Raw genomic sequence first — 21,902 nt, 5'->3', positions numbered from 1 at the left:
GCGGCGTCGGTGTGACCGCGCGCACTCCTGCTGGTCGCGCGGTCGCTCAGGCGACGGCGCCAGGCGCGGCTACGTCGTCCGATGCCGTGAACGGCACCAACTCGGCGTCGCCGTGGCGCCGCAGGTAGGCGAGCGCGACGCCCGGGCAGCGGCGCAGCGCGGCGCAGTCGCGGCAGTGCTCGCCGTAGCCGGAGAGCTGCGCCTCGATGTGGCGCATCGAGTAGACGCGATCGCCGGTCGCGTCGTCGAGATAGTGCGATTCACCGAACGCCGAGCGCCCGAGGTTGTGGGCCCTGGCATCGCCGAGCACGCAGCTCGGAAACGATTCGAAGAACAGCCGCGTGCCGCGCGCCGCCGCCTGTGCGCGCAGCCGCTGCATCGTGTCGCGCACGTCGCGAAAGCGCAGGGCGGCGATGGCGGACCAGCCGCCGCCCTTGCCGATCGTCGACGGGAACACGAGCTTGAACGTGGTCCGCGGGCCGAAGCGGTCCCGCGCCCACGAGACGTATTCCTCGAGGTGCGGCAGGTTGAGCTCGTTGAGCACGCAGTTGACCATCACCGCGACTCCGGCGGCGAGGAGCTGCTCGATGCCGGCGACGGTGCCGTGGTGGGACGCCTCGCGGGTGCCGAAGATCGCCGCGCTCGTCGCCGGGATGTGCGAGTGCAGCGAGACGATGGCGCGCCGCAGGCCGGTGCTGACGGCTCGGGTCGCGAATCCCGGCGTCGCGTACGTGCGGCCGTGGGTGTTGGTGTCCCAGACCATGCCGTAGCCGAACAGGCGCTCCACCACGGTCCAGAACCCGGGATGGATCGTCGCCTCGCCACCGGTGATGACGGCGCGCCGGAAGCCGAGCCCGTGCAGGAAGGCGGCACGGCGCAGCAGCTCATCGGTATCGCGGAAGAACAGCGCCCGCTCGCCGGTGTTGCTGCACATCGGGCAGTGGTAATTGCACTGCTCGCCGAAGCGGAACAGCACGGCGCTGCGGGCGGTGATCGGCGCGTCGTCGCTGACGCGCTTGCGCAGCACCTTGAGGGTCTGCGGCGCCGGGGGGCGGTCGGTCGCGGGCATGGTGCCGCGGTCGCACGGGGCGGAGGCCCGTGCCTGAGCGTTCAGCCCGGCTCGTCGGTGCGCGGCGGCGTCGCGGCCGTCTCGCGCGCGCCCAGTCGGCGATCGAGCTCGTCGGCCACGACCTCGCGCACGTGCTCCGCAACGCGGCGGACGATGAGGTCGATGATGCGCTTCTCGTCGCCACCGTCGTGACGCTGCCCGGCCGCCCGACCCTCCCGGTCCTCGAGCAGGCGATCGACGCGCTCGGCGACCAGGTGGACGATCGTGTCGATGACCCGCTTCTCGTCGAAGTCGCGATCGTCGCGGTGATGATCGTCGCGATGGTCATGGCCACCGCGATGGTGGTGGTCACAACCGTGCTGGCCGTGGCCACAGTCGTGGCGATCCCGGCCGCGGTCGCGGTGCTCGCCGTGGTCGCCGCAGTCGTGATGGTGATGGTGACAATCGTCGTGGCCGTGCCCGTAGCCCATGTGCGTTCCCTCTCAACCGAGCTAGCCCACCGTGGCGAAGCCGCGCAAGCCATTTCTTCCCCCGCCGGCGCGAATCCCTGGGATGCCGCGCCGGCGGCCAGGGGGCGCGGGCCGGCGGTGCGCTAGCGGGGCGGCTCGACGCTGGCGTGGTACCGGCTGTCCGGGCAGCGGGGCGGGGCGGCGCCTGGCCTGCCTGGCAGGACGCGGTACAGACCGTAGGTCCGCGTGTTCAGGCCGACCTCGATCGCCGGCACGAGGCTGAACCGCCGCAAGATCCCTTCGCAGGGCGCGCCGCCGACGGGGTAGCCGGGCTCGCAGAACATGTCGCACAGGAAGTACACCGGCCGCGGGGAGGCGACCGCCCCTGCCAGGCGGGCGTCGTCGCCGAGCGCCTCCGTCAGTGGCATCACCGGCGGCAGGCCGCTCGCCGCGAGCACCGAGGGGTGCGGCGCGATCAGCAGCGCTCCGGGGGGCAGCGGCACCGCCGCCGCGCTCACCGCCACCCGTGTCTCGAGGACCTGCGTCTCCGGCACCTCCGACAGGGCGCGCAGCGGGGTCGACCACAGCGCGCCGGCCAGGACGACGGCGACGCCGGCGATTGCCGCGTCGGCCCGTCCCGCCACCCGCCCTCCGGTGCAGCAAGCCAGCGGCAGCAACAGCACCGTGGCCGCCAGCAGCATGCGCTCGTCGAAGCGGTCGTAGGCCAGCACGACCAGGGCCATCGCGATGCCGGTGGCCAGCAGCAGCGCCGCGGCGGCGGCCCGTCGCCGCGCCAGCAGCCCCGCGCCGACGCCGGCCAGCAGGAGCACCGGCGCGTGCACCCGCAGCCCAGCTCCGCCCGCCAGGCGCGCGATCGCGGGGACGATGTTGCCCGCTGACAGAAAGGCGCCGCCCGACAGCGATGCGTTCATCGTCCACAGCGGCAGGCCCGACAGCGCCGCGAGCAGCGCCACCGCGACGACGGCGCCGGCGACGCCGCGCCGCCGGCGCCGCGGGAGATCGCCCGCGCCGGCGATGACCGCGCCGGCGATCACCGCCGCGACGAGGGATTCGGGGCGCATCGCGGTCGCCGTGCCGAGCCCGGTGATCGCCAGGGCGGCAGCGGCGGGGCCGCCGCCGTCGAGCAGGCGCAGGGCTCCGGCGATGCCGGCGAGCAGCGCCAGCGCGGAGGGGACGTTGGTCTCGCCGGTGGCCGACCAGGCGACGTGCGTCGGATGCAGTGCCAGCAGCGCGGCGGCGGCGACCGCCTGCCACCACCGCGCGCCCGCGCAGCGGGCCGCCACGGCGATCAGCAGGATGCTCAGCGTGCCGAGGATCCGGTTGAGCTCGATGCCGAGTCGCGTATCGCAGCCCGCGAGCCGCGCCCATCCGGCCAGCACCAGCGGCCAGCCGAGGCCCTTCTCGTAGGGGGTACAGACCGGACCGTTCCAGGTTTCCGTGCACAGCGACGCCTCGCCGGTGCGCGCCAGCGCGCACGCCGCCTCCGCGTACCAGGGCTCGTCCAGGTACATCGCGTGGTGCGGCGGGACCAGGGCGTAGCGCAGCCACCCGCCGCCGCCGATGACGCACGCGAGCGCCACCGCCACTGCCCACGATGGCGCGGACGCGGCGCGGCCGTGGCGCCAGATCTCGACCACGCACCACGCGCCGCTCGCCATGGCAGCGACGACCAGCGCTGTCACGAACAGCGCGGCGGCCGGCGGCATGCGGTCGGTGTCAGGACAGGGCGGCAGCGCCTGCCGCCGGGCGGTCGGCGGCCGGGGTGCGGCGCAGCAGGGCGACGAGCTGATCGACCACCGGTCGGGCGCGCCCATCGGCGGCGGGTTCGTTCACCCCGAAGTCGATGCCGACCTGCGAGCGGGTCCCGCGCACGCCGAGGCTGAAGCGCACGGTGATGCTCGAGCCGGTGGGGCCGCGCGCGATGAGCTCGGCGGTGGTGTCGTGCGGCCAGCGCAGGGGGTCCAACCGCCAGCCGGGGGCGGCGAACCCGTGTTGCAGGAGGCTCGTCAGGCGGGCGATGCGCTGCCGCCCGTGCGCCAGCAGGGCGTTGCGGCGGGCGCGCGCGACCGCGTCGTCGGCGCGGGTCACCTCCACGCCCGCGCTCGTCAGCCGGGTCCGCAGCCAGTCGAGGAGGGCGGCGATCGCCTCCTCCGGGACGGCGAGATCGGCGTCGGCGGCGACGTCATAAGCGGCGCTCGTCAGCACCGGCCGTTGGCCGCGGCCCGGGGCGACGAAGGTGACGCGCATCTGACCGCCCGACGCCGGATGGGCGACGGTGACCTCGATGCGGCGGCGCCGGTCTTCGGTGGCCTCGCGCTCGAGACGCCACCCCGCCGGCATGGCTCCGGCTGCGAACGCCTGGCGCAGCGGCACGAGGAGCGGCTCGACGAGGATGACGAAGCCGCGCTGCTCGGGATCGATCGCCAGCAACTGCTCGCGGCTGATCGGCTGGAACTCGTCGCCGCCGTGCAGCTCGAGATAGACGCGGAAAATGCCCGTGCAGCGCGAGCGGAACACGCAGGACGCACAGCCGGGCAGATGGGTCCGCAGCGAGGCCTGCCAGTCGTACTTGTTCATCGCGTCCTCGAGCCCGGTGGCGTCGGAGGACTTGGTGACCGTCTGCTGCCCGCCGTGATGAATGCGCGACGCCCAGTCGGGAAGGATGCAGTACGGCAGGTTGCCGACGTTGACGTCGAAGTCCGGGTCGCGGCGCTCGAAGCCGGCGAGCATCGCGGCGTAGAACGGCGCCATGTCGGAATAGCGCGGCATGATGTCGCGCAGATAGGCCTCGTCGCGCTCGCCGGTGCTCTCGGGGCGGACGATGTCGACGTGGAGCTGGCGCACGCCGTAGTGCGTGAGCAGCTCCGGGTAGTGCGGCAGCGAGCGGTAGCTGCGCTCGTTGACGCACATGTTCGTCGTCACCAACTGCCCCCGCCGCTGCAGCTCGCCGAGGCCGTGCACGATGCGCTGGAACGAGTCGGGGCGGCCGGTGGTGGCGACGTGCGCCTCCTCGGTGGCGCCCTGGATCGAGATGCGCCACTCGAACTTCCCCAGCGCGGTCACCGAATCGATGAATCCGGGATGGGGGAACATGACGCCGTTGGTGAAGATGACGATGTGCTCGAAGCCGAGCGCCACCGCCTTGGCGACGGCGTCCAGGAAGCGCTTGTGGATCGTCGGCTCGCCGCCGAGGAAGGTGAGGTGGTTGGCGCCGCTGGCGCGGGCCTCCTCGAGCGCCTGGGCGATCGGCTCGAACGGCACCGGCCGGGCCAGTTTCATCTGCGTGAGCTGGCCGCTGGAGCAGAAGACGCAGCGGTTGTTGCACAGATGGCCGAGCTGGATCTCGAAGCGGTGCCCCGTGCCCGACGTCGTCACGACCGCCGCGGCGCGGCGATCCTCTTCGCTGATGTGCACCCCCATTGCGCATCCGGGATCGTAGACCAGCGGGGTTCCGTATCGCAAGAAAATAGCACTACTTAGCCGGGGCTGGGCGATCATCCCCGGGTGGTCCGTCGGGGCCGTGCGGCGCCGTCGCGGGGGCGGCGGGAGGCGCGACGTCGTCGCGCGATGTGAGGCGGAAGAAGCCGATGCGGTAGGGCGGTGGCGCGTAGGCCATCGCCGAGTAGCCGACCGCGTCGAGCTCGCTGACCGCCAGCGGCTGCAGGTGGTAGCGCTCGTGCACGGCGCGGCAGGGCGGGCTCAGGGGCTGCGGCGGGGCCTCGTCGGAGAAGGCGAAGTAGCAGAACATGCCCTGGTACCAGAGCAGGTCTCCGTCGCTGGCCGGCCAGGGCACGTCGCCGGCCGTGGCCCGCCGCACGTCGATCAGCTCGTAGTGCTTGCCGGCCCGGCGCAGCAGCAGGTCCGGAAAGGCGTCCAGATTACGGCCGCCGATCTCGACCGTGGTCAGCAGCCGGCCGCGCTCGGGCAGCGCCGGCACCGTCCGTTCGAGGAACGCCCACTGCAGTTGCTGGTCGCCCAGGGCGGTGATGAAGCGCCGCGCCATGGCGACCTCGACCGTCGCCAGCGCCACCAGCGCCAGCGCGCCGACCGCGGCCGCGCCGCGCCGGCCGCGCCATGACGCCATCCACAGCGGCGCCACGGCGGCGGCGATGAGTACGGTCAGGCAGGTGGGCAGGAGCTGCGAGCGCAGGTTGTAGGGCGGGTTGTCGAACAGCGACAGCGCGAAGACGGTGTAACCGGTGAAGACCCCGGCCACCCACAGCAGCAGGGCCGGCCGACGGACGGCGGTCCACAGCGCTCCCAGGGCCAGCAGCGCCAGGTAGAGCGGCGGGGTGACCGCGGGATCGAACAGCACCAGGTGGCTGGGGAAGCGGTGCCGGTCGGGCAGCGCCGCCGCCGGGGCGTCGCCGACCGCGTGTGACAGGTCGAGCAGGCGCGGGATCAGCAGGGCGGTGAGCAGCGCGAGCGCCGCCAGCGACCGCCAATCGCGCAGCCGGCGCCAGGCGCCCGGCGCGCACAGGAGCAGCAACGCGCCGAGGGCGACGGGGAAGAACAGCCCCTCCGGTCGCATCTGCACGGTCAACGACAGGGCGACGGCGGCCATCAGCGCGTCGAGCAGGCGGCCGCTGCGGGCGTAGGACATCGCCAATGCCGCGGCCCACAGGGTCAGGGTGACCAGGATCACGAACAGGTCCTCGGCGGCGGCGTAGCGCAGGCGCAACGGCAGCGCGCCGAGCAGCACCGCCGCCGTCAGGGCGCGCGGCCAACTGGCGAAGATGGTGAGGTCGAGCACGGCGATGGCGGGGATGGCGAGCGAGGAGACGACCGCCGTGGTGAGGAAGATCATCGCGACGTCGTCCGGCCGTCCGCTGAGCGCGGCGACGGAGCGGAAGAGCGCCGGACCGGCGTTGCCGTAGGTCGGTGGATTGCTGCCCGCCAGGTAGGCCGAGATGGTTTCCGCGACGTGGTAGTACTCGTGCAGGAAGGTGCGCGGCGACAGCAGCAGTTGCAGCGCGAGCCCCGCCGCCCAGATGGCGAGCAGCGCCAGCGTCGCCGCCGGCGGCGGTCGACGCGCCCGCAGCTCGCGCAGCAGGATGACGATCGTGCCGACCAGCAACAGGAGGTAGCTGGCGGCGAGCAGGCGGTCGTTCACCTGCGCCACGCGGTGGCGATCGACGCCCAGCGGCCGGTCGGGCAGCGCCGTCTCGGCGAGGATGCGCTCGACTGCCGCCAGGGTCGCCGGGCAGTCGCGCGCCAGCTCGTCCGAGACCGCCAGCGCCCACGGCCCGACGCGGCGCGCGTCGCCGTCGAACATGCTCGCCGTGGCAAGCTCCGCGCGCCGCTCGCCGCCGGCGGGCGTCGCCCACCCCATGGCGATGCGGAAGCGCGTCGTGTCGAGCCGGGCGAGCGTGCAGCCATCGGCCTCGCGCAGCGGTCCCAGGCGCGCGAACAGGAGTTGCGCGACCTCGGGCGAGATCGCCGCCCCATCGCGGACGGCCGCATCGCCGCCGTCGACCGGGCCCGCCGCCCGGCCGCCGGCGGGGAGCAGCGCGAGCACCGCCACCGCGAGACCGACGACGTGCAGCGTGCACGGCCACGCACCGCCGCGCCTCGGGTGCGCCATGATTCGGCCGCATACCCGCTCCATCCCGGGAAGGAAAGCCGGCGCACCGGCGGGAGCGGCGCGCTTGCGAAACCGCCCCCGAGCTGCCACTCAACGCGGACCACCCGGTTTCCGCGTCATGCCTCCACGCGTGCGTCTCGGCCACGGTCCGCTGGAAGTCGCGCCGCTCGGCGTCGGCTGCTGGGCGTGGGGCGATCGCGAGTACTGGGGATACGAGCGCGATCTCGGGCCGCGAGACGTGGTCGAGGCCTTCACCGCGAGCATCGACGCCGGCCTCGACCTGTTCGACACCGCCGAGGCGTACGGCTGGGGCAAGAGCGAGCAACTGGTCGGCGCTCTGGCGCGGCGCAGCGGGCGGCCGTTGGTCGTGGCGACCAAGTATGCGCCGCTCGCCGGGCGGGGCGGCCCGGCGGCGATCAACAAGGGGATCGACGGCAGCCTGAAGCGGCTCGGCCGGCCGCGCGTCGACCTCTACCAGATGCACTGGGCCGATTCCGGCGAGGTGCCGATCGCGGCGGCAATGGACGTGCTCGCCGCGGCGGTGCGCGATGGCCGCATCGCCGCCGTCGGGGTCAGCAACTACCGGGCTGGCGAGATGCGCGAGGCGCACGCCGCGCTCGCCCGCCACGACGTGCCGTTGGCGAGCAACCAGGTGCGCTATTCGCTCCTGCACCGGGCGCCGGAGGTCGACGGCGTGCTCGACGCCTGTCGCGAGCTCGGCGTCGCGCTCCTCGCCTACAGCCCGCTCGAGCAGGGGCTGCTGACCGGCAAATACCCCCCGGGCACGGTCCCCGAGGGGCCGCGCGGCGAGGCGGGGTGGTTCGCCGCCGACAATGTCGCCGCGGCGCAGCCGCTGCTCGCGGCGCTGACCGCCATCGCCGCCGCGCACGCCGTCGATCCCGCCGCCGTCGCCCTCGCCTGGTTGCTCGCCCAGCCCGGCGTCGTGCCGTTGGCCGGCGCCAAGACCGGCGAGCAGGCGGCAGCCAACGCCCGTGCCCTGGGGCTGCGGCTCGGCGAGGCGGAGCTGGCGACGCTGGACGCCGCCAGCGCGCCGTGGCGGGTGGCCGCCTGAACCGCCACCGGTCGTTGACGACCTCCGCGCTCTCCGCCGACGCCACGATCGCGCAGATCGTCGCCGTCGTGCTCCCCGACTTCCCGCCGCTGCAGGCCGCGGTACGCGCCGGCGTGCAGCGCGACGTCGCCGCCTACGTCGGCCGCCAGGTCGCGGCGCAGCCGCCGTACCTGCGGATGCCGCTGCGACTGGCGTTGGCCGGCTTTCAGCTCCTGCCGATCCTCCGCCATGCCCGACCCTTCGCCGCGCTCTCCGCCGCGCAGCAGGCCGCCTACCTGGCGGCGTGGGCGGGCGCGCCGTTGGCGCCGATGCGCGACCTGGTGAAGCTGATCCGCGGCACCGCGCTGTGGGTCTACTTCGATCATCCCGCGGTGCTGGGCCGCTTGCCGGCCTCGGCGCCGGCCGGCGGGGGATCGCTCGGCGGCGCATGGCGATGACGACCGCAACCGCCGCCGCCCTTCCGGCGCGCGCCCAGGTGTTGGTGATCGGCTCCGGCGCCGGCGGCGCCGCCACCGCGGCGATCCTGGCCGAGCGCGGCTACGAGGTCGTGGTGCTGGAAGAGGGACCAGACCTCGACACCAACTCCCTCACCACCAATTCGCCGGAGGCGATCGCGCGGCTCTATCGCAACGGCGGCGTGACGCCGGTGCTCGGGGTGCCGAACATCGCCCACGTCGAGGGCCGCTGCGTCGGCGGGTCGACCGAGGTCAACAGCGGCTTCTGGCACCGGCCGCCGGACGAGGTGTACGAGCGCTGGGCGCGCGACGCGCGATTGGCCGACTTCTCGCCGGCGGGGCTCGATCCGTACTTCCAGCAGCTCGAGCGCGCCCTGTCGGTGTCCTGTCTGGCCGCGCCCGAGCCACCGCCCAGCTCGCGGGTGTTCCGCCGCGGCATCGAGCGCCTGCAGTGGCGCTACGCCGAGGTGCCGCGCTGCCAGTCGCCGAACGACGGCGTCAGCTCGTTCGTTCCCGGCAACAAGCAGTCGATGCAACGCACCTTCCTCCCGCGCGCCCGCGCCGCCGGCGCCCGGGTCGTCCCCGACTGCCAGGCGCTGCGGCTCGAGCGCGACGGGGACCGGATCACCGGCGTGCTCGTCGAACGCCAGAGCGCGAGCGGACGCGAACGGGCGGTGATCCACGCCGGCACGGTGTTCGTCTGCTGCGGGCCGCTGCAGACGGCGGCGCTGCTGCGGCGCAGCGGCATCACCCGCAACGTCGGCGACAATCTCTGCCTGCACCCGATGATCAAGGCGGCGGCGCTGTTCGACGAGCCGATCCGCGCCCACGCCTCGGTGCTCCCGATCTACCAGGTGAAGGAGTTCGCGCCGGCGATCGCCATCGGCGGCTCGGTGTGCACGCCGGGCTTTCTCGCCATGCACCTGGCGGAGTCGTGGCCGGCCACGGCGCCGGTGCTGCGCGACTGGGAGCGGGCGGCGATGTTCTACGCCGCCACCTGCAGCGCCAGCCGCGGCACGGTGCGCGCGCTGCCCGGCCTGCGCGACGGGGTCGTCGTCCGCTACCGGATCACCGACGCCGATCGCGTCAACATCTCGGCCGGCCTGGCGCGCCTGGGCGAGATCCTGTTCGCCGCCGGCGCCAGGGCGGTGTATCCGTCGCTGCGCGCGCCGTCGCTGCTCGCCTCGGTCGAGCAGTGCCGCGCCTTCCTGCGCGAGCCGCTCCCCGCCGCGGTCATGGGCCTGTCGAGCATGCACGCGTTCAGCAGTTGCCCGATGGGCGAGAACCGGGCTCTGTGCGCGACCGATTCGTTCGGAAAGGTGTGGGGTCTCGCCAACCTCCACGTCAACGACGCCAGCCTGCTGCCCGACTCGCCGGGCGTGAATCCGCAGGCGACGGTGATGGCGGTGGCGCTGCGCAACGTCGATCGCTTCGACGACGCCCGGCGGTCGCGGCGCCCCGTGGGGCCGCGCCCGACGGCGCCGCCGTCGATCCTCGTCACCGGCGCGCCGGGCTGGCTCGGCACGCGCCTGGTCGAGGTGCTGCTGGACGGGCTGCCCGGCGTGCCCGCGCTGCCGCCGCCGGATGCGGGACAGGTGATCCGCTGCCTGGTCCACCCGGCGCTCGATCCCGAGCCGCTGCGCGACCGCTCGCCGCGGCTGCAGACCGTCTCCGCGGACATCGCCGATCCGAACGCGGCGACGGCCCTGTGCGCCGACGCCGCCGGCGCGGTGCTCTTCCACCTTGCCGGCGTCGTCCATCCCACGCACGGCGTGGCGGAGCTCGAGCGCGTGAACGTCGACGGCACCCGTTATCTGCTCGACGCGGCGCGTCGCGCCGGCGTGCGCCGGGTGGTGGCGGTGTCCTCGAACTCGCCCTTCGGCTTCAATCCAGGCCCCGAGCACGTCTTCGACGAGCGGGCGCCGTACGCTCCGTACATGGCCTACGGCCGGTCCAAGCGGCGCCTCGAGGAGCTGGTGCGCGCGGCGCAGGCGACGGGCGATCTCGAGACGGTGATCATCCGTCCACCCTGGTTCTACGGCCCGCATCAGCCGGCGCGGCAGACGCAGTTCTTCCGCCTGATCCGCGCCGGGCGCTTTCCGATCCTCGGCGACGGCACGCAGAAGCGCTCGATGGCCCACGTCGACAACATCTGCCAGGGCCTGCTGCTGGCGGCGGCGACGCCGGCGGCGAACGGCCGGGCGTACTGGATCGCCGACGCGCGGCCGTATGCGATCAACGAGATCGTCGCCACCGTGCGGCGGCTGCTGGAGGACGAATTCGGCCTCGCCTGCGCCCGGCGCCAGTTGCGGCTGCCGGCAATGGTCGCCACGGCGGCGGGCCTCGCCGACGGCGCCCTGCAGGCGCTGGGCCGCTACCAGCAGGCGCTGCACGTCCTCGGCGAGATGTCGCACACCATCGCCTGCTCGATCGACGCGGCGCGCCGCGATCTCGGCTATGCGCCGACGGTCGCACTGGAGGACGGCATGCGCGCCTCGATCCGCTGGTGCCTGGCCAACGGGCTCGCGCTCTGATGGCCCGCGTCTTGATCACCGGCGGCTCCGGCTACTTCGGCTGCGCCCTGCGCGACCGCCTGCGCGCCGCGGGCGCCGCGGTGCGGGTGTTCGACCTGGTGGATGCGGACGACCGCCCGGCCGACGTCGAGTTGGTCCTCGGCGACATCCGCGACGCGCCGGCGGTGCGCGCCGCCTGCGCCGGAATCGATGTCGTCTACCACAACGTCGCCCAGGTTCCGCTCGCCAAGGATCGCGCCCTGTTCGAAGCGGTGAACGTCGGCGGCACCCGGCATCTGCTGGACGCGGCCCGCGGCGCCGGCGTCGCCAAGGTGGTGCACACCTCGTCGAGCGCCGTCTTCGGCATCCCGGCGCGCAATCCCGTCGATCTCGGGGTGGCGCCGCGGCCGCTCGAGGCCTACGGGCGGGCCAAGCTGGAGGCGGAGCACGCGGTGGCGGCGGCGGTGCGCGACGGGCTCGACGTCACCATCATCCGTCCGCGCACCATCCTCGGCCACGGCCGGCTCGGGATCTTCGCCATCCTCTTCGACTGGGTCGCCGAGGGGCGGCGGATTCCGCTGCTCGGCCGCGGCGACAACGTCTACCAGTTCGTGCACGCCGATGACCTCGCGGACGCCTGTCTGCGCGCCGCCGCGCGTCCCGGGCCGGCGACGTACAACATCGGCGCCGCCCGCTTCGGCACCATGCGCCAGACGCTCGAGGCGCTGTGCCGGCACGCCGGCACCGGCAGCCGCGTCTATGCGCTGCCGATGGGGCTGGCGACGGCGGCGATGCGGCTCACCAGCGCCGTCGGCCTGTCGCCGCTCGGCCCGTACCACGCGCTGATGTACGGTCGCAGCCTCTACTTCGACATCGCGCCGGCGGTGCGCGACCTCGAGTGGCAGCCGCGCTGGTCGAACGAGGAGATGATCTGCCAGTCCTACGACTGGTACCTGGCGCACCGCGACGCGGTGCGCGCCGTCCGCGGTCGGTCGGCGCACCGGTCGCCGGCGCGCGAAGGCATCCTCGCCCTGTTGAAGCGCCTGTCGTGAGGGCGCCGGGCGGCGGTCGTCAGGGGCGCAGGTCGTAGACCAGCGCCGGTTCGATGCCCTCCGGCGTGCGGTAGGCCACGCGGGCGTGGGAGCGCAGCGCCTCGTACACCGCGCACACCTGCGGGAACGCATCGCACTGGCGCTCGAGGTAGCGCTGGTTCCGGGGGGACACGACGACGAAGTCGTAGCGGCGCGCGGCGATGGCGGCGGGGTCGTAGTAGCTCGTGCCGCCGATGAACACCGCGCTGTGAAACTCCTGGGAGAGGGCCGGCCGGGCGCGCGCCAGCGCGTCGCGCAGGGCCGGGCCGAACGGCGCCGGCTCGTCGAACGCGTCGAGCAGCGGCACGATGCCGGATTCGACCAGGACCCGCGCCCGCGGCGGGGCGTTGGCGGCGAACCAGTCGAGCAGCGGCGCGCGCGCCGGCTCGAGCTGCTCGTGGCGCGGGATCGGGATGGCGCGCGGCGCCAGCACGGCGAGGTTGGCGGCCAGCAGGGCGAGGGCGGCGATCGACAGCCCGCGGGCGACGATGGGCTGGCGGCGGGCGGCGCGCGCCAGCACGAACGGCAGGCCGGCGGCGTACAGGAGGAAGAGCGCCAGCGCGGGCAGGATGAACCGGTCGTACTTCGTGTCGATCAGCGAGAACAGCGCGAAGTAGACCACCGGCAGGGTCGCTGCGAAGCGCTCGAGGCGGGTGCCGAGGACGGCGATCGCCAGCCCGCCGGCGGCGATCGTGCCCGCCAGCAGGGGATCGCTCGCGATCAGGTCCTGCGCGTAGAAGAGCAGGCCGCGGCCCTCGCTGCCGGGATGCGGGCGCAGCGCGAGGCTGCTCTGGAACGCGAACTGGCGCGCGAAGGTGGGCAGGTCGAGGAGGACGAACGGACTGGAGATCAGAAAGGCGGCGGCGCTGAGCAGCGCCGAGCGCGCGAGCCGACGGGCGCGCGCCCGCGGCGGGTCGCCGGCGCGCCGCAGTTGCGCGGCGGCCAACCAGGCGATCAACAGGCCGCCGTTGTAGTTGGCGCCGGTCGCCAGGCCGACGGCCGCGGCCGCCAGGTCGTCGGCGCCGCGGCTCGGCCGGCGCGCGGCGAGCAGGATGCGGCCGAAGGCGAACAGGAAGAGGGCGAGGAACAGGCTATCGACGCGCGCCGCGTCGGAGTACGCGGCGTGCAGCGGCAGGAGCGCCAGCAGGGCGGCGGCGGCGAGGCCGCTGGTGCGATCCCAGAGGGTGCGGCCGATGGCATGGAGCGCCCACAGCGCCAGCGTCGCCGAGAGCACCGATACGGCGCGCGCCGTGAAGACGAACCAGCGGTCGTCGACGACGAAGAGGTCGGCCATCGCCAGTGACGGATCGACCAGGCCGAGCGCGCGCGCGGCGCCGAACACCGCCGCATAGGCGCCGGCGGTGAGGTGGTAGTACAGCGACGGGTGCAGGAAGGTCGCCGGGTTGCCGTGGTTGTAGAGCACGCGCAGCGGCGTGATCGTGTTGCCCCACTCGTCGCCCGAGTCGGGGACGTACGACGGCAGGGCGACGATCCGCGCCAGCACGCCGCCGCCGACGACGGCCAGCAGCGCCAGCTCGACGGCGGCGCGGAAGACGCGCGAGAGGGGCACGGCGCTGCGAGCGAGCGGGTCGCGGCGGGCGTCCGCTCAGGCCAGGTGGCTCGCGGTCGGCGTCGTGTCGACGCCGCGCCCCCGGTGCTCGGCGAGGTGGCGGCGTTCCAGCGCCTCGAGATCGTCGAACAGCGCCTGGCCGGCCGGCGTGAGCTGCGCGTTGGCGCGCAGCATCTCCATGCCCTCGTGGTTCTTGAGATCGATCTCGAGCATGCGGCGTTCGAAGTCCGGATGGCGGGCCCATTCGTGGTCGTCGTCGCGCATGCGGCGGTAGAGCTCGGCGACCGGCAGGAAGGCGTGCACGGCGAGCAGGATGCCCCACAGCGGCCGCGGATCGGGTCGGACCGGGCTCTTGTACAGCGGGTGGAAGGCGTTGACGAGGTACGCGGCGTCGTAGGCGGAGACGTTGATCTTGTTGTGCTGGAATTCGTGCACCACGGCCTCGGTCATGATCATGACGCTCGGGTGCAGCGTCATGTACACGGTGCCCACCGCCTCGCGGTAGGACGCCGAGAGATGCTTCACCGCGTCGAAGCCGACCGGGATGATCTCGTGCAGCAGCATCCGCATCTCGGCGTATTCGCCGGGCAGGTAGCGTTCGACCAGCGCCAGGCTCTGGCCGAGCACGTCGACCCATTCGGAGACCGGCCGGCCGCCGAGGTCGACCGGGTTGCCGGCCTTGTCGGGGTGCGCCTCGAAGGCGGCGATGGGGTTGTGATCGACGGTGGCGAGGTGGGTGGCGGTGCCGATGCGGTGGAAGCAGCGCTGCACCGCGAAGCCGCCGCCGTCGCCGGCCAGCGCCCGCGTCAGCGCGTCGCGCTCGACCGGCAGGCGGGCGACCTCGTCGCCGCCGGCGATGGCGCTGACGTGGCTGCGCGAGACGCGCAGGCCGGTGGCGCCGGCGGGCGGTGTCAGCTCGGCGCCGATGGCGATCGCCGCCAGCGGCGGCGCGCCGTGCTCCCAGAGGACCGACTGGCCGTCGGGGATGAGGCCGCGCAGCGCCAACTCGAAGAGGAGATGCGGGACCAGCGCCGCCGCGGCGGCATCGATGCGCGCCGCGAAGGCGGGCAGGTCGCCGCGCAGGAACAGGCACTGCAGCGGGGTGCCGACCATCGGCGAGGCGAAGCAGGTGAGGGTGGGCCACTGGCTGCGGCGCAGCGCGTCGCGGACCAGCGCCGCGCTGCGCGCGTGCGCCGGGCGGAGCGCCGCCGGCAGCATCTCGCCGGCGGCGAGGAACTGCTGGCAGGTGGTCGCGAGGTAGCGCGCGTACGCCGTGCGCAGCGCCTGCGTGTCGGTCGCCTGTTCGGGCAGCGCCAAACCGTGGCCGGTGAGCGGGGTCATGGAATGTCACCGCCGCGGCGCGGAGCGTCGGCTCCGCGCCGCGGCGTCTCGGCGGTCAAGAGCTCAGACGATGAAATGGTCCAGCGTCCGGTTGGTGGTCCACAGGCGGAACATCTCCATGTCGCGCTCGTCGGCCGATTCCAGCTTGTGCATGAGGTAGTCGAAGATCGACTTGTGCTTCTTGCACCAGGCCGAGTCGCGCATGTGGCCGTGCAGGCTGCCCTGGGTCTTGTAATTGTATTCGACCTGCTGGCCGCACCACGGCTTGTAGACGCAGCTCACGCAGTCGGGCTGGGCGTCGTTCAGCCCGGCCATCACCAGCGCCCGGGTGGCGGCGTTGGTCATCAGGTCGTAGTAGCTGTCGTTGACCGTGCCGATCTTGAACATGTCGTCGCCCATGGAGGCGACGAATCGGCCCTCGTCGGAGGAGTAGATGCTGCCGTCGGGCGCGTAGCCGAGCTGGCCGATGCAGGCGCCGCCGGGGATGCGCAGGTCGAGGTAGTTCGGCTCGTCGTCGCAGAGGATCTTGTTGAGCATGATCGCCGCGTGCCGCTCCATCACCTGCACGCCCTGGCGGTTGAGCTCGATGATGTAGTCGACGGCGTTGGCGTAGAACTCGAGGAACTCGTCCATCGAGTAGCCGAGCGTCTTGACGCTGCGGGCGGCGAAGCCGAAGGGGTCGAGCTTGCGCAGGAAGACGGCGCGGCAGCCGGCGGCGACGAAGGTATCGACGATGTCCTTCCAGCGCGTCAGGCTCGGGCGGGTGATCGTCGGCAGCGCCTCGACCCGGTACTGATTGGTGTCCAGCCCCATCTCGGCATAGCGCTCGTTGATGCGCTGCATCCAGCTCATCAACGTCTGGTGGCTGTTGCCGCCCTTGAAGATGCGGATCTTGTTGTGCAGGTCCTCGGGGCCATCGAGGCTGGTGCAGATCTGGACGCGGCGGTCGAGGAGGAACTCGAGCTTCTCCTCGTCCATCAGCGACAGGTTGGTGACCAGGGCGAACGACAGCACCTTTTGCGCGGTCTCGTTCTTCTTCCGCGCGTAGTCGACGATGTGCTGCAGCACCGGCCAGTTGGCGGTCGGCTCGCCGCCCTGGAACTCGATCGTCAGACCCCAGGCGGTGGTCTGGAAGGCGAGGTCGACGCCGCGCTCGGCGGTTTCGATCGACATGTCGGTGTCGTACCGATCCATGCCGACGATCGAGCTGTGGCAGTACTGGCAGCCGTGGTTGCAGCGGTGGGTGAGCACGAACGCGTGCAGGGTCGGGCCGGCATACAGGTACTGTTTCTTGCGCCGCCAGCGCTGCGCCTGGGCGTTGAGGTCGACGCGGTCGGCGATGAAGTTGGCGCGCGCGAGCTTCTCGAACAGCGGCTCGCCGGGCTGCGGGCGGCCCTCGATGAAATCGCGGAACTCCTCCTGGCTGAGCATCAGCCAATCGCCGAGGTCGTTGCTGATGACGATCTTGCGGCCGATGACCCGTTGATTGAAGGGCACCGCGTACTCGGGCTGCCAGCGGCTGGGGTCCGAGAGGGCGGCGAGGTCGACCTGGCGGCCGCGCGGCAGCAGGGGCGGCGCGCCGCTGGTGGAGGCGCTCTCAAGCATTGGCGTACTTCCTGCGGATGGCGGTGTTGGCGAGGGCGAAGTTGCAGAACTCGGCGACCACGTCGCCGTCGACCTCCTGGTCGATGTCGCTGACGTCGACCACCCAGTGATCGCCGTCGGCGCGTACCGCGAAGGCGGCGAAATCGGTGAACGTCTCCGCCGCGCGGCGGATGCCGTCCTCGGCATAGAGGGCGCGGTGCAGGCGCACGGTCGCGGTCGCGGCGCTCATTGCTCGCCGGCTCCCTTCTTGGCCTCCCAGGGCACGGCGATGCCGAGCGGGTCGTCGAGGAAGCCGTCGTCGCCCGGATCCTGGAGGTCGATCAGCGCCGACTCGTCGCCGTGGACCGCGCCGCCGGCGGCGCTGGAGATGGCGAGGCTGGCGATGTCCTCGATCAGCTTCTGGTTCTGGCGCACCACCCGCAGGCGCAGGGCCTGCGCGAGCAGCTCGTTGGCGAGCTCGCCGGCCATGGCGCGCAGGGTCGGCTCGTCGGTGGCCTGCTTGCCGCGCAGGTGGACGAGGTAGCGGGCGCCGTCGCGGTCGAGCAGCACGTAGGCGCGATCGAGGAAGACGTACGCCGCCGCGTACAGCACGTCGCGCGGATAGAGGCCGACGTCGAGCGACAACGTCATGGTCGCGGTCTGCGGGTCGAGGGTTTCGATCTGGGGCTGGGACATGGGCTCGGTACTCTCTTTCACAGAATTTTCACACGGAGGCACGGAGACACGGAGGAATCACGTCCGTCTCCGTGTCTCCGTGCCTCCGTGTGAAAGATTTATCCTCTACTCTCAGCTTTCCCGTTTCACGCGGTCGCGCGCGTGGCGTATTCGGGCTGGAATTCGAAATCGCCGTAGCGCTCCAGGTAATCCTGGCGGGCGCCGAGGCAGATGCCGTGGTGGTGGATGCAGCCGTCGCACTTCGGGCTGTAGGCGTTGGGCGAGATGCGCGATTCCCACAGCGCGAAGGTGGAGTGCGGGGTCACCACCAGCACCTTGTCGTCGCGCAGGTCGGCGATGTGCTCCTCGTAGCCGTACAGCAGGCAGCGCGGGATGTGGCGGGACAGCACCGTCACGCCGAGCTGGCGGCCGCGCTCGAAGGCGCCGACGATGCCGTCGCGCATCTCGCTCACCGGCAGCAGCGAGGCGAGGTTGTGCTTGTTGCGGTCGGACAGCGAGACCAGCCAGAGGTTGAACTTCTCCACTCCCAGGCGCGCCCAGTGCTCGACGATGTCGGGCAGGTGCATCCAGGTGTCGCTCTTGATGATCAGGTCGCCGACCGGCTTGTGGCCGAGTCCGATCAGGTTCGAGAGGCCCTGGGTCGCCAGCGCCATCGCGTCGGCGCGGCCCATGATCCTGGCGTAGAGCTCGGGCGTGTGCGCCATGAACGAGATGTGGAAAGTCGTGATCCCGGCCTCGCTCGCCTCCTTCGCATAGTCGGCGTACGAGTAGAGCAGCGCGTTCGACGACACCTTGATCGACGTCCAGCCGCGGTCGCGGCACCAGCGCACGAGTGGCAGCAGGCTGCGGCGGATGGTCGGCTCGCCGCCGCCGAAGGCGACCTTGGTGGCGCCGCGCGCCCGGGCGTCGCGCAGGATGTCCATGATCGCCGGCGTCAGCATGTTCTCGCGCCGCATCTCGTCGGTGATCGAGCAGTAATCGCACTGGACGTTGCAGGCGTAGCCGATCATGACGTCCACGAGCACGTCCTGGTACTCGCACCACTGGTCGCGCAGCTTGACCGCGGTCATCGTCAGGCCACCGCCACCACCGGGCGGGCGCGCTCGACGCGCATGTCCGGCTTCTCCTGCGCGAACACCTGGAAGCCCTCGCACACCGTGGTCCACGGGCAGGTGTGGCAGACCTCGCGCTTCTCGCGCTTGGCGCCCAGCCAGTCGTGCAGATTGACCTGCTCGGGAAAGCGCGGGTCGGCGGCGAAGATCATCGTCCGGCCGAGCTTCTGCAGGTCGCCGGCGACGTACTGTTCGTAGCCGGGGAAGGCGCAGAGCTGGGCGTTGATGACGTGGATCGGGATCTGGTCGGCGTAGCGGTCGATCACCCGCATCACCGCCTGCGCCGCCTCGTCGAGGGGCGGCACCACGTCTTCCCAGGCGCGCCCGAACGGCGTGGTGAGCTGGAAGTTGATCTTGCCGAAGCCCTTGGCGATCGCCAGCGCGGCCAGCGGCAGCAGGTGGTCGACGTTGCCGCGCACGATGGTGACGTTCATGCCGGTGTCGACGTGCGCCGGCCGCAGCGCCATCACGTTGTCGATGCCGGCCATCGTCTGATCGAAGGCGCCGGGCACGTCCACCGCGGCGTCGTGCACGGCGGCGTCCGGCCCGTGCACCGAGATCAGCAGGTGGGTGATGCCGCTGTTGACCAGCCGGTCGGCGAGCGCGCGGTCGCGCAGCAGGCGGCCGTTGCTGGTGACGTTGATGGCGCGGTAGCCGAGGTCGCGCGCCAGCGTGATGGCGTCGATCAGCCGAGGGTGGGTGGTCGGCTCCCCGCCGTCGATGTCGAGGAGCTCGGTGCCCTCGTCGCGATGCTGGCGCAGGATGGCGTCGATCCTCTGCCACTCCAGCGCCGCCGTGATGCGGTCGCCGGTGGCGCAGAAGACGCACCGGTTGGCGCACTTGTAGGTGATGTTGACGATCAGCTTCCGCGCCGCGCGGGCGGCGATCTTGGTGTCGAAGGCGGCGCGCGCCCGGGCGAGGTAGCCCGGCGGGCAGTGCGGCGGCTCGTAGGCCGGCTTGTGCTGGAAGAGGGCGCCGTCCTTGAGGTCGATGCCGGCCTCGTCGACCAGCCCGAGCTGCACGCACTGTTCGTGCAGTTGCGTGCCGCGGATCGGGGTCGCGAACTGCATCGACGGCCAGACGCCGTACTTGTCGTGCAGCTCGTACGCCATCTCCAGCGTCCGGGTGACGTGCGCCGGCGTCTCCCAGGGGAAGCCGATGATGTAGTGCGACATGAGCGGGATGCCGAGCTCGTGGCACCACTGGGCGACGCGGTAGATGGCGTCGAGCTTCTGCCCCTTGCCGATCGGCCCGTCGAGATCCTCCTGGGTGGCGCTCTCGGCGGAGATGCTGAGCGTCGTCACCCTCCCGACCATGAGCTCGAGATCCTCGCGATCGAGGTGGTCGGCGCGCATGCCGTTGGGGAAGTCGTAGGTCAGGCCGAGGTCGTTGAAGACGCGCAGCATGGCGTTGAAGTCGGGCCGCACGTTCACCATCTCGTCGAGGACGAGCAGCTTCCGCGCGCCGAACACCGCGTGCAGCAGATACGTCCAGTGCTGCAGCCGCTGCAGCGGGATCGGCTGGTAGAGCTTGCGCCCGTTCGTCCGCCATCCCGGGTTGCTGGTGCAGAAGATGCAGCGGTGCGGGCAGCCCATGCTGGTGAGCAGCGAGCGGGTGCCGGGGCCGATGCCGAAGGTGTTCTGCCAGCGGCCGTCGAAGCAGCGGCCGAGGAAGCGGTCGAAAGCGACGGTGTCGATCTCGTCGAGCAGGTAGAACGCGGCGTGCGGATCGCCGGGGCGGGCGCCGCCGTCCTCGAGCACCTGGCGGACGCCGCGCAATTGCGCCAGCGCGTCGGGATCGCCGAAGCGGCGTTCGCCGGGATACTTGAGGATCGCGTCGAGCTCGGGATAGGCGGCGAGCACGGCGGCGCCGTCGTAGCTCATGTAGTGCTGGCCGCCGACGTAGCCGTCGCTGAGCAGCAGCACGGCGTGCGGGTACTGGTCGCGGAGGGCGCGGATGAGGTCGCGCGTTTCCTGGTGGGCGTCCTCGATGCGGACGAACACCGAGGCGCCGAGCACCACCACGTCGTAAGGCTTGTCCGGCAGGCCGGCGACGAAGTCGCCGTGGTCGATGCCGAGGGTCCAGCCGCCGGCGAGCCGCGGATGGCGACCCGATTCGGGCAGCGCGAAGGCGTCGTACACCTCGACCCGCGCGCCGCGGCTCGCCGCCAGGCCGGCGCAGGCGAGCAACCCGTGATTGGCGAAGTACGGGTAGTCGATGAAGTCCTCGTCGAGGACCAGCGGCGGGTTGACGAAGAGGAATCGCGCCATGCTCACAGCGCTCGCTGCAGGGCCTGCTCCCGTTTGGCCTGCGACGGCTGCTCGGTCTTCGAGCGCCGGCCGCGCCGCGCCTGCAGCCGTGCCATCAGCTCCGGCGACGGCGCGTGCCCGAGCACGGCGGCGATGACGTCGGTGGGGTCGTCGAAGATCGGCGACTGCTCGCGCTCGTCGAACGTCTTGGCCATGGAGAACATGCCGGCGCAGATGGGATCGAAGCGGCAGACATCGCAGGCGGCGCCCTTGCCGTGCAGGAACTCCTTCTGGTGGATGAAGCCCTTGAAGTCGAGGAAGCGGATGCAGCGCTCCTCCTCCTTGACGATCTTGCGCGTCTCGGTGGAGGCCCAGGCGAAGCGGCGCATGTAGCAGAGCGGCACGCGCTCGGCGCGGAAGCTGCGCCCGGTGCTGACCAGGTAGTCCATCGCCCGCTCGAGCGAGACCTGGAACTCGTAGTGGCGCGGAATGCAGTCGGGGTGCTGCTCGGCGCGGTTGCCGTCCGGATCCATGTTGTTCCAGACGAAGTGGCGGATGTGCGGAAAGGTCTCGCAGATCCACTGCACGGTCTCGTGCAGGTGGTCGCAGTTGTAGACGTTGATCACCGTGTTGATGTCGGAGGTGATGCCCATCTCCGGCACGAGCGCGAGGCAGTCGACCAGCAGATCCCAGGCCCCCGGGTACTGCGTGATGTAGTCGTGCACCTCGCGCCGGTAGCTGTGCAACGAGACGTGGATGTGCGTCAGCCCGGCATCGACGCACTCGCGGAAGAAGTCCCGGTCGGCGAGCTTCTGGCCGTTGGTGATCATGCGGCTGAACAGTCGGCGCTCCCGCGCATATCGCAGCGCCGGCAGCAGCAGCTCCGAGATGCTCGGCTCGCCGCCGGTCAGGATGACGCCGTCGTAGCCCATCTCGACGAGCTGATCGATGTTGGCGCGCATCTCCGCCTCGTCGAGATGCACGCCGGTCGGCGGGTTACTGCAGAACTGGCACTTCTGGTAGCAGTTCCGGGTGAGCTGCAGGTATCCGAGATTGGCCATCGCTGATTTCTTTTTCACACGGAGAACGGAGCAAC

At 72.0% G+C, this 21,902-nt stretch carries 17 protein-coding genes; 5 read left to right on the top strand and 12 right to left on the bottom strand.

Annotated features, from left to right (window positions below):
* Nucleotides 1-46: 46 nt before the first annotated feature.
* Nucleotides 47-1,069 carry a radical SAM protein gene (locus KF840_12460; GenBank protein ID MBX3025711.1) on the bottom strand — a complete coding sequence of 341 codons (1,023 nt, stop codon included), beginning with the start codon at nt 1,067-1,069 and terminating at the stop codon, nt 47-49.
* Nucleotides 1,070-1,098: 29 nt separating this feature from the next.
* On the opposite strand from KF840_12460, the gene KF840_12455 reads away from it, so the two are divergent.
* Nucleotides 1,099-1,665, top strand: coding sequence for a hypothetical protein (locus KF840_12455; GenBank protein MBX3025710.1), 567 nt, complete (start codon nt 1,099-1,101; stop codon nt 1,663-1,665).
* Here the strand turns inward: KF840_12455 and KF840_12450 are convergent.
* Genes KF840_12450 through KF840_12440 form a run of 3 tightly spaced genes read right to left on the bottom strand, consistent with a single transcriptional unit; the run spans nt 1,662 to nt 7,123 of the window.
* Nucleotides 1,662-3,245, bottom strand: a complete 1,584-nt coding sequence (locus KF840_12450; protein ID MBX3025709.1) for a hypothetical protein — start codon at nt 3,243-3,245, stop codon at nt 1,662-1,664. The genes KF840_12455 and KF840_12450 overlap by 4 nt on opposite strands.
* A gap of 10 nt (nt 3,246-3,255) precedes the next feature.
* Nucleotides 3,256-4,959, bottom strand: coding sequence for a radical SAM protein (locus KF840_12445; protein ID MBX3025708.1), 1,704 nt, complete (start codon nt 4,957-4,959; stop codon nt 3,256-3,258).
* A 52-nt stretch (nt 4,960-5,011) separates the two neighbouring features.
* Nucleotides 5,012-7,123, bottom strand: coding sequence for a hypothetical protein (locus KF840_12440; GenBank protein ID MBX3025707.1), 2,112 nt, complete (start codon nt 7,121-7,123; stop codon nt 5,012-5,014).
* Nucleotides 7,124-7,241: 118 nt separating this feature from the next.
* Here KF840_12440 and KF840_12435 point away from each other — a divergent pair, with 118 nt between their 5' ends.
* From KF840_12435 to KF840_12420, 4 genes are read left to right on the top strand one after another with little or no spacing between them, the layout of a single operon-like run.
* Nucleotides 7,242-8,195, top strand: coding sequence for an aldo/keto reductase (locus KF840_12435; protein MBX3025706.1), 954 nt, complete (start codon nt 7,242-7,244; stop codon nt 8,193-8,195).
* 14 nt (nt 8,196-8,209) lie between these two features.
* Entirely contained in the window at nt 8,210-8,632 is a 423-nt protein-coding gene (locus KF840_12430) for a gluconate 2-dehydrogenase subunit 3 family protein (protein ID MBX3025705.1), read from the top strand.
* A complete protein-coding gene (locus KF840_12425) occupies nt 8,629-11,184 on the top strand; it encodes an FAD-dependent oxidoreductase (protein MBX3025704.1) in 2,556 nt (851 codons plus the stop codon). Before KF840_12430 ends, KF840_12425 begins: the two co-directional genes overlap by 4 nt.
* Nucleotides 11,184-12,215, top strand: a complete 1,032-nt coding sequence (locus tag KF840_12420) for an NAD-dependent epimerase/dehydratase family protein (protein ID MBX3025703.1) — start codon at nt 11,184-11,186, stop codon at nt 12,213-12,215. Before KF840_12425 ends, KF840_12420 begins: the two co-directional genes overlap by 1 nt.
* A gap of 19 nt (nt 12,216-12,234) precedes the next feature.
* On the opposite strand, the gene KF840_12415 is transcribed toward KF840_12420, so the two are convergent.
* The 8 genes from KF840_12415 to KF840_12380 all read right to left on the bottom strand — a co-directional run bounded on the left by KF840_12415 (nt 12,235) and on the right by KF840_12380 (nt 21,867).
* Nucleotides 12,235-13,824 (bottom strand): glycosyltransferase family 39 protein, encoded by a 1,590-nt coding sequence (locus tag KF840_12415; GenBank protein ID MBX3025702.1) that lies wholly within the window; start codon nt 13,822-13,824, stop codon nt 12,235-12,237.
* A gap of 36 nt (nt 13,825-13,860) precedes the next feature.
* Entirely contained in the window at nt 13,861-15,165 is a 1,305-nt protein-coding gene (locus KF840_12410; GenBank protein ID MBX3025701.1) for a hypothetical protein, read from the bottom strand.
* Nucleotides 15,166-15,228: 63 nt separating this feature from the next.
* The gene (gene hxsB, locus KF840_12405; GenBank protein MBX3025700.1) at nt 15,229-16,770 is read right to left on the bottom strand and encodes a His-Xaa-Ser system radical SAM maturase HxsB; all 1,542 of its coding nucleotides are present in this window, start codon (nt 16,768-16,770) and stop codon (nt 15,229-15,231) included.
* On the bottom strand, nt 16,763-16,999 hold the full coding sequence (locus KF840_12400) for an HxsD-like protein (GenBank protein ID MBX3025699.1): 237 nt from the start codon (nt 16,997-16,999) through the stop codon (nt 16,763-16,765). The genes hxsB and KF840_12400 overlap by 8 nt, the downstream gene beginning before the upstream one ends.
* Nucleotides 16,996-17,445, bottom strand: a complete 450-nt coding sequence (hxsD, locus tag KF840_12395; GenBank protein ID MBX3025698.1) for a His-Xaa-Ser system protein HxsD — start codon at nt 17,443-17,445, stop codon at nt 16,996-16,998. The genes KF840_12400 and hxsD overlap by 4 nt, the downstream gene beginning before the upstream one ends.
* A gap of 125 nt (nt 17,446-17,570) precedes the next feature.
* On the bottom strand, nt 17,571-18,515 hold the full coding sequence (locus tag KF840_12390; GenBank protein ID MBX3025697.1) for a radical SAM protein: 945 nt from the start codon (nt 18,513-18,515) through the stop codon (nt 17,571-17,573).
* 2 nt (nt 18,516-18,517) lie between these two features.
* Entirely contained in the window at nt 18,518-20,827 is a 2,310-nt protein-coding gene (locus KF840_12385) for a radical SAM protein (GenBank protein MBX3025696.1), read from the bottom strand.
* Between the two features lie 2 nt (nt 20,828-20,829).
* Complete coding sequence (locus tag KF840_12380) at nt 20,830-21,867, bottom strand: radical SAM protein (protein ID MBX3025695.1); 1,038 nt, start codon at nt 21,865-21,867, stop codon at nt 20,830-20,832.
* Between the last annotated feature and the right edge of the window lie 35 nt (nt 21,868-21,902).

Source organism: bacterium, assembly GCA_019637795.1.
In the GTDB taxonomy this organism is placed as follows: domain Bacteria; phylum Desulfobacterota; class Binatia; order HRBIN30; family CADEER01; genus JAHBUY01.
Note: the sequence above shows the minus strand (reverse complement) of the source record. Positions and strands in the feature narration are given on the sequence as shown.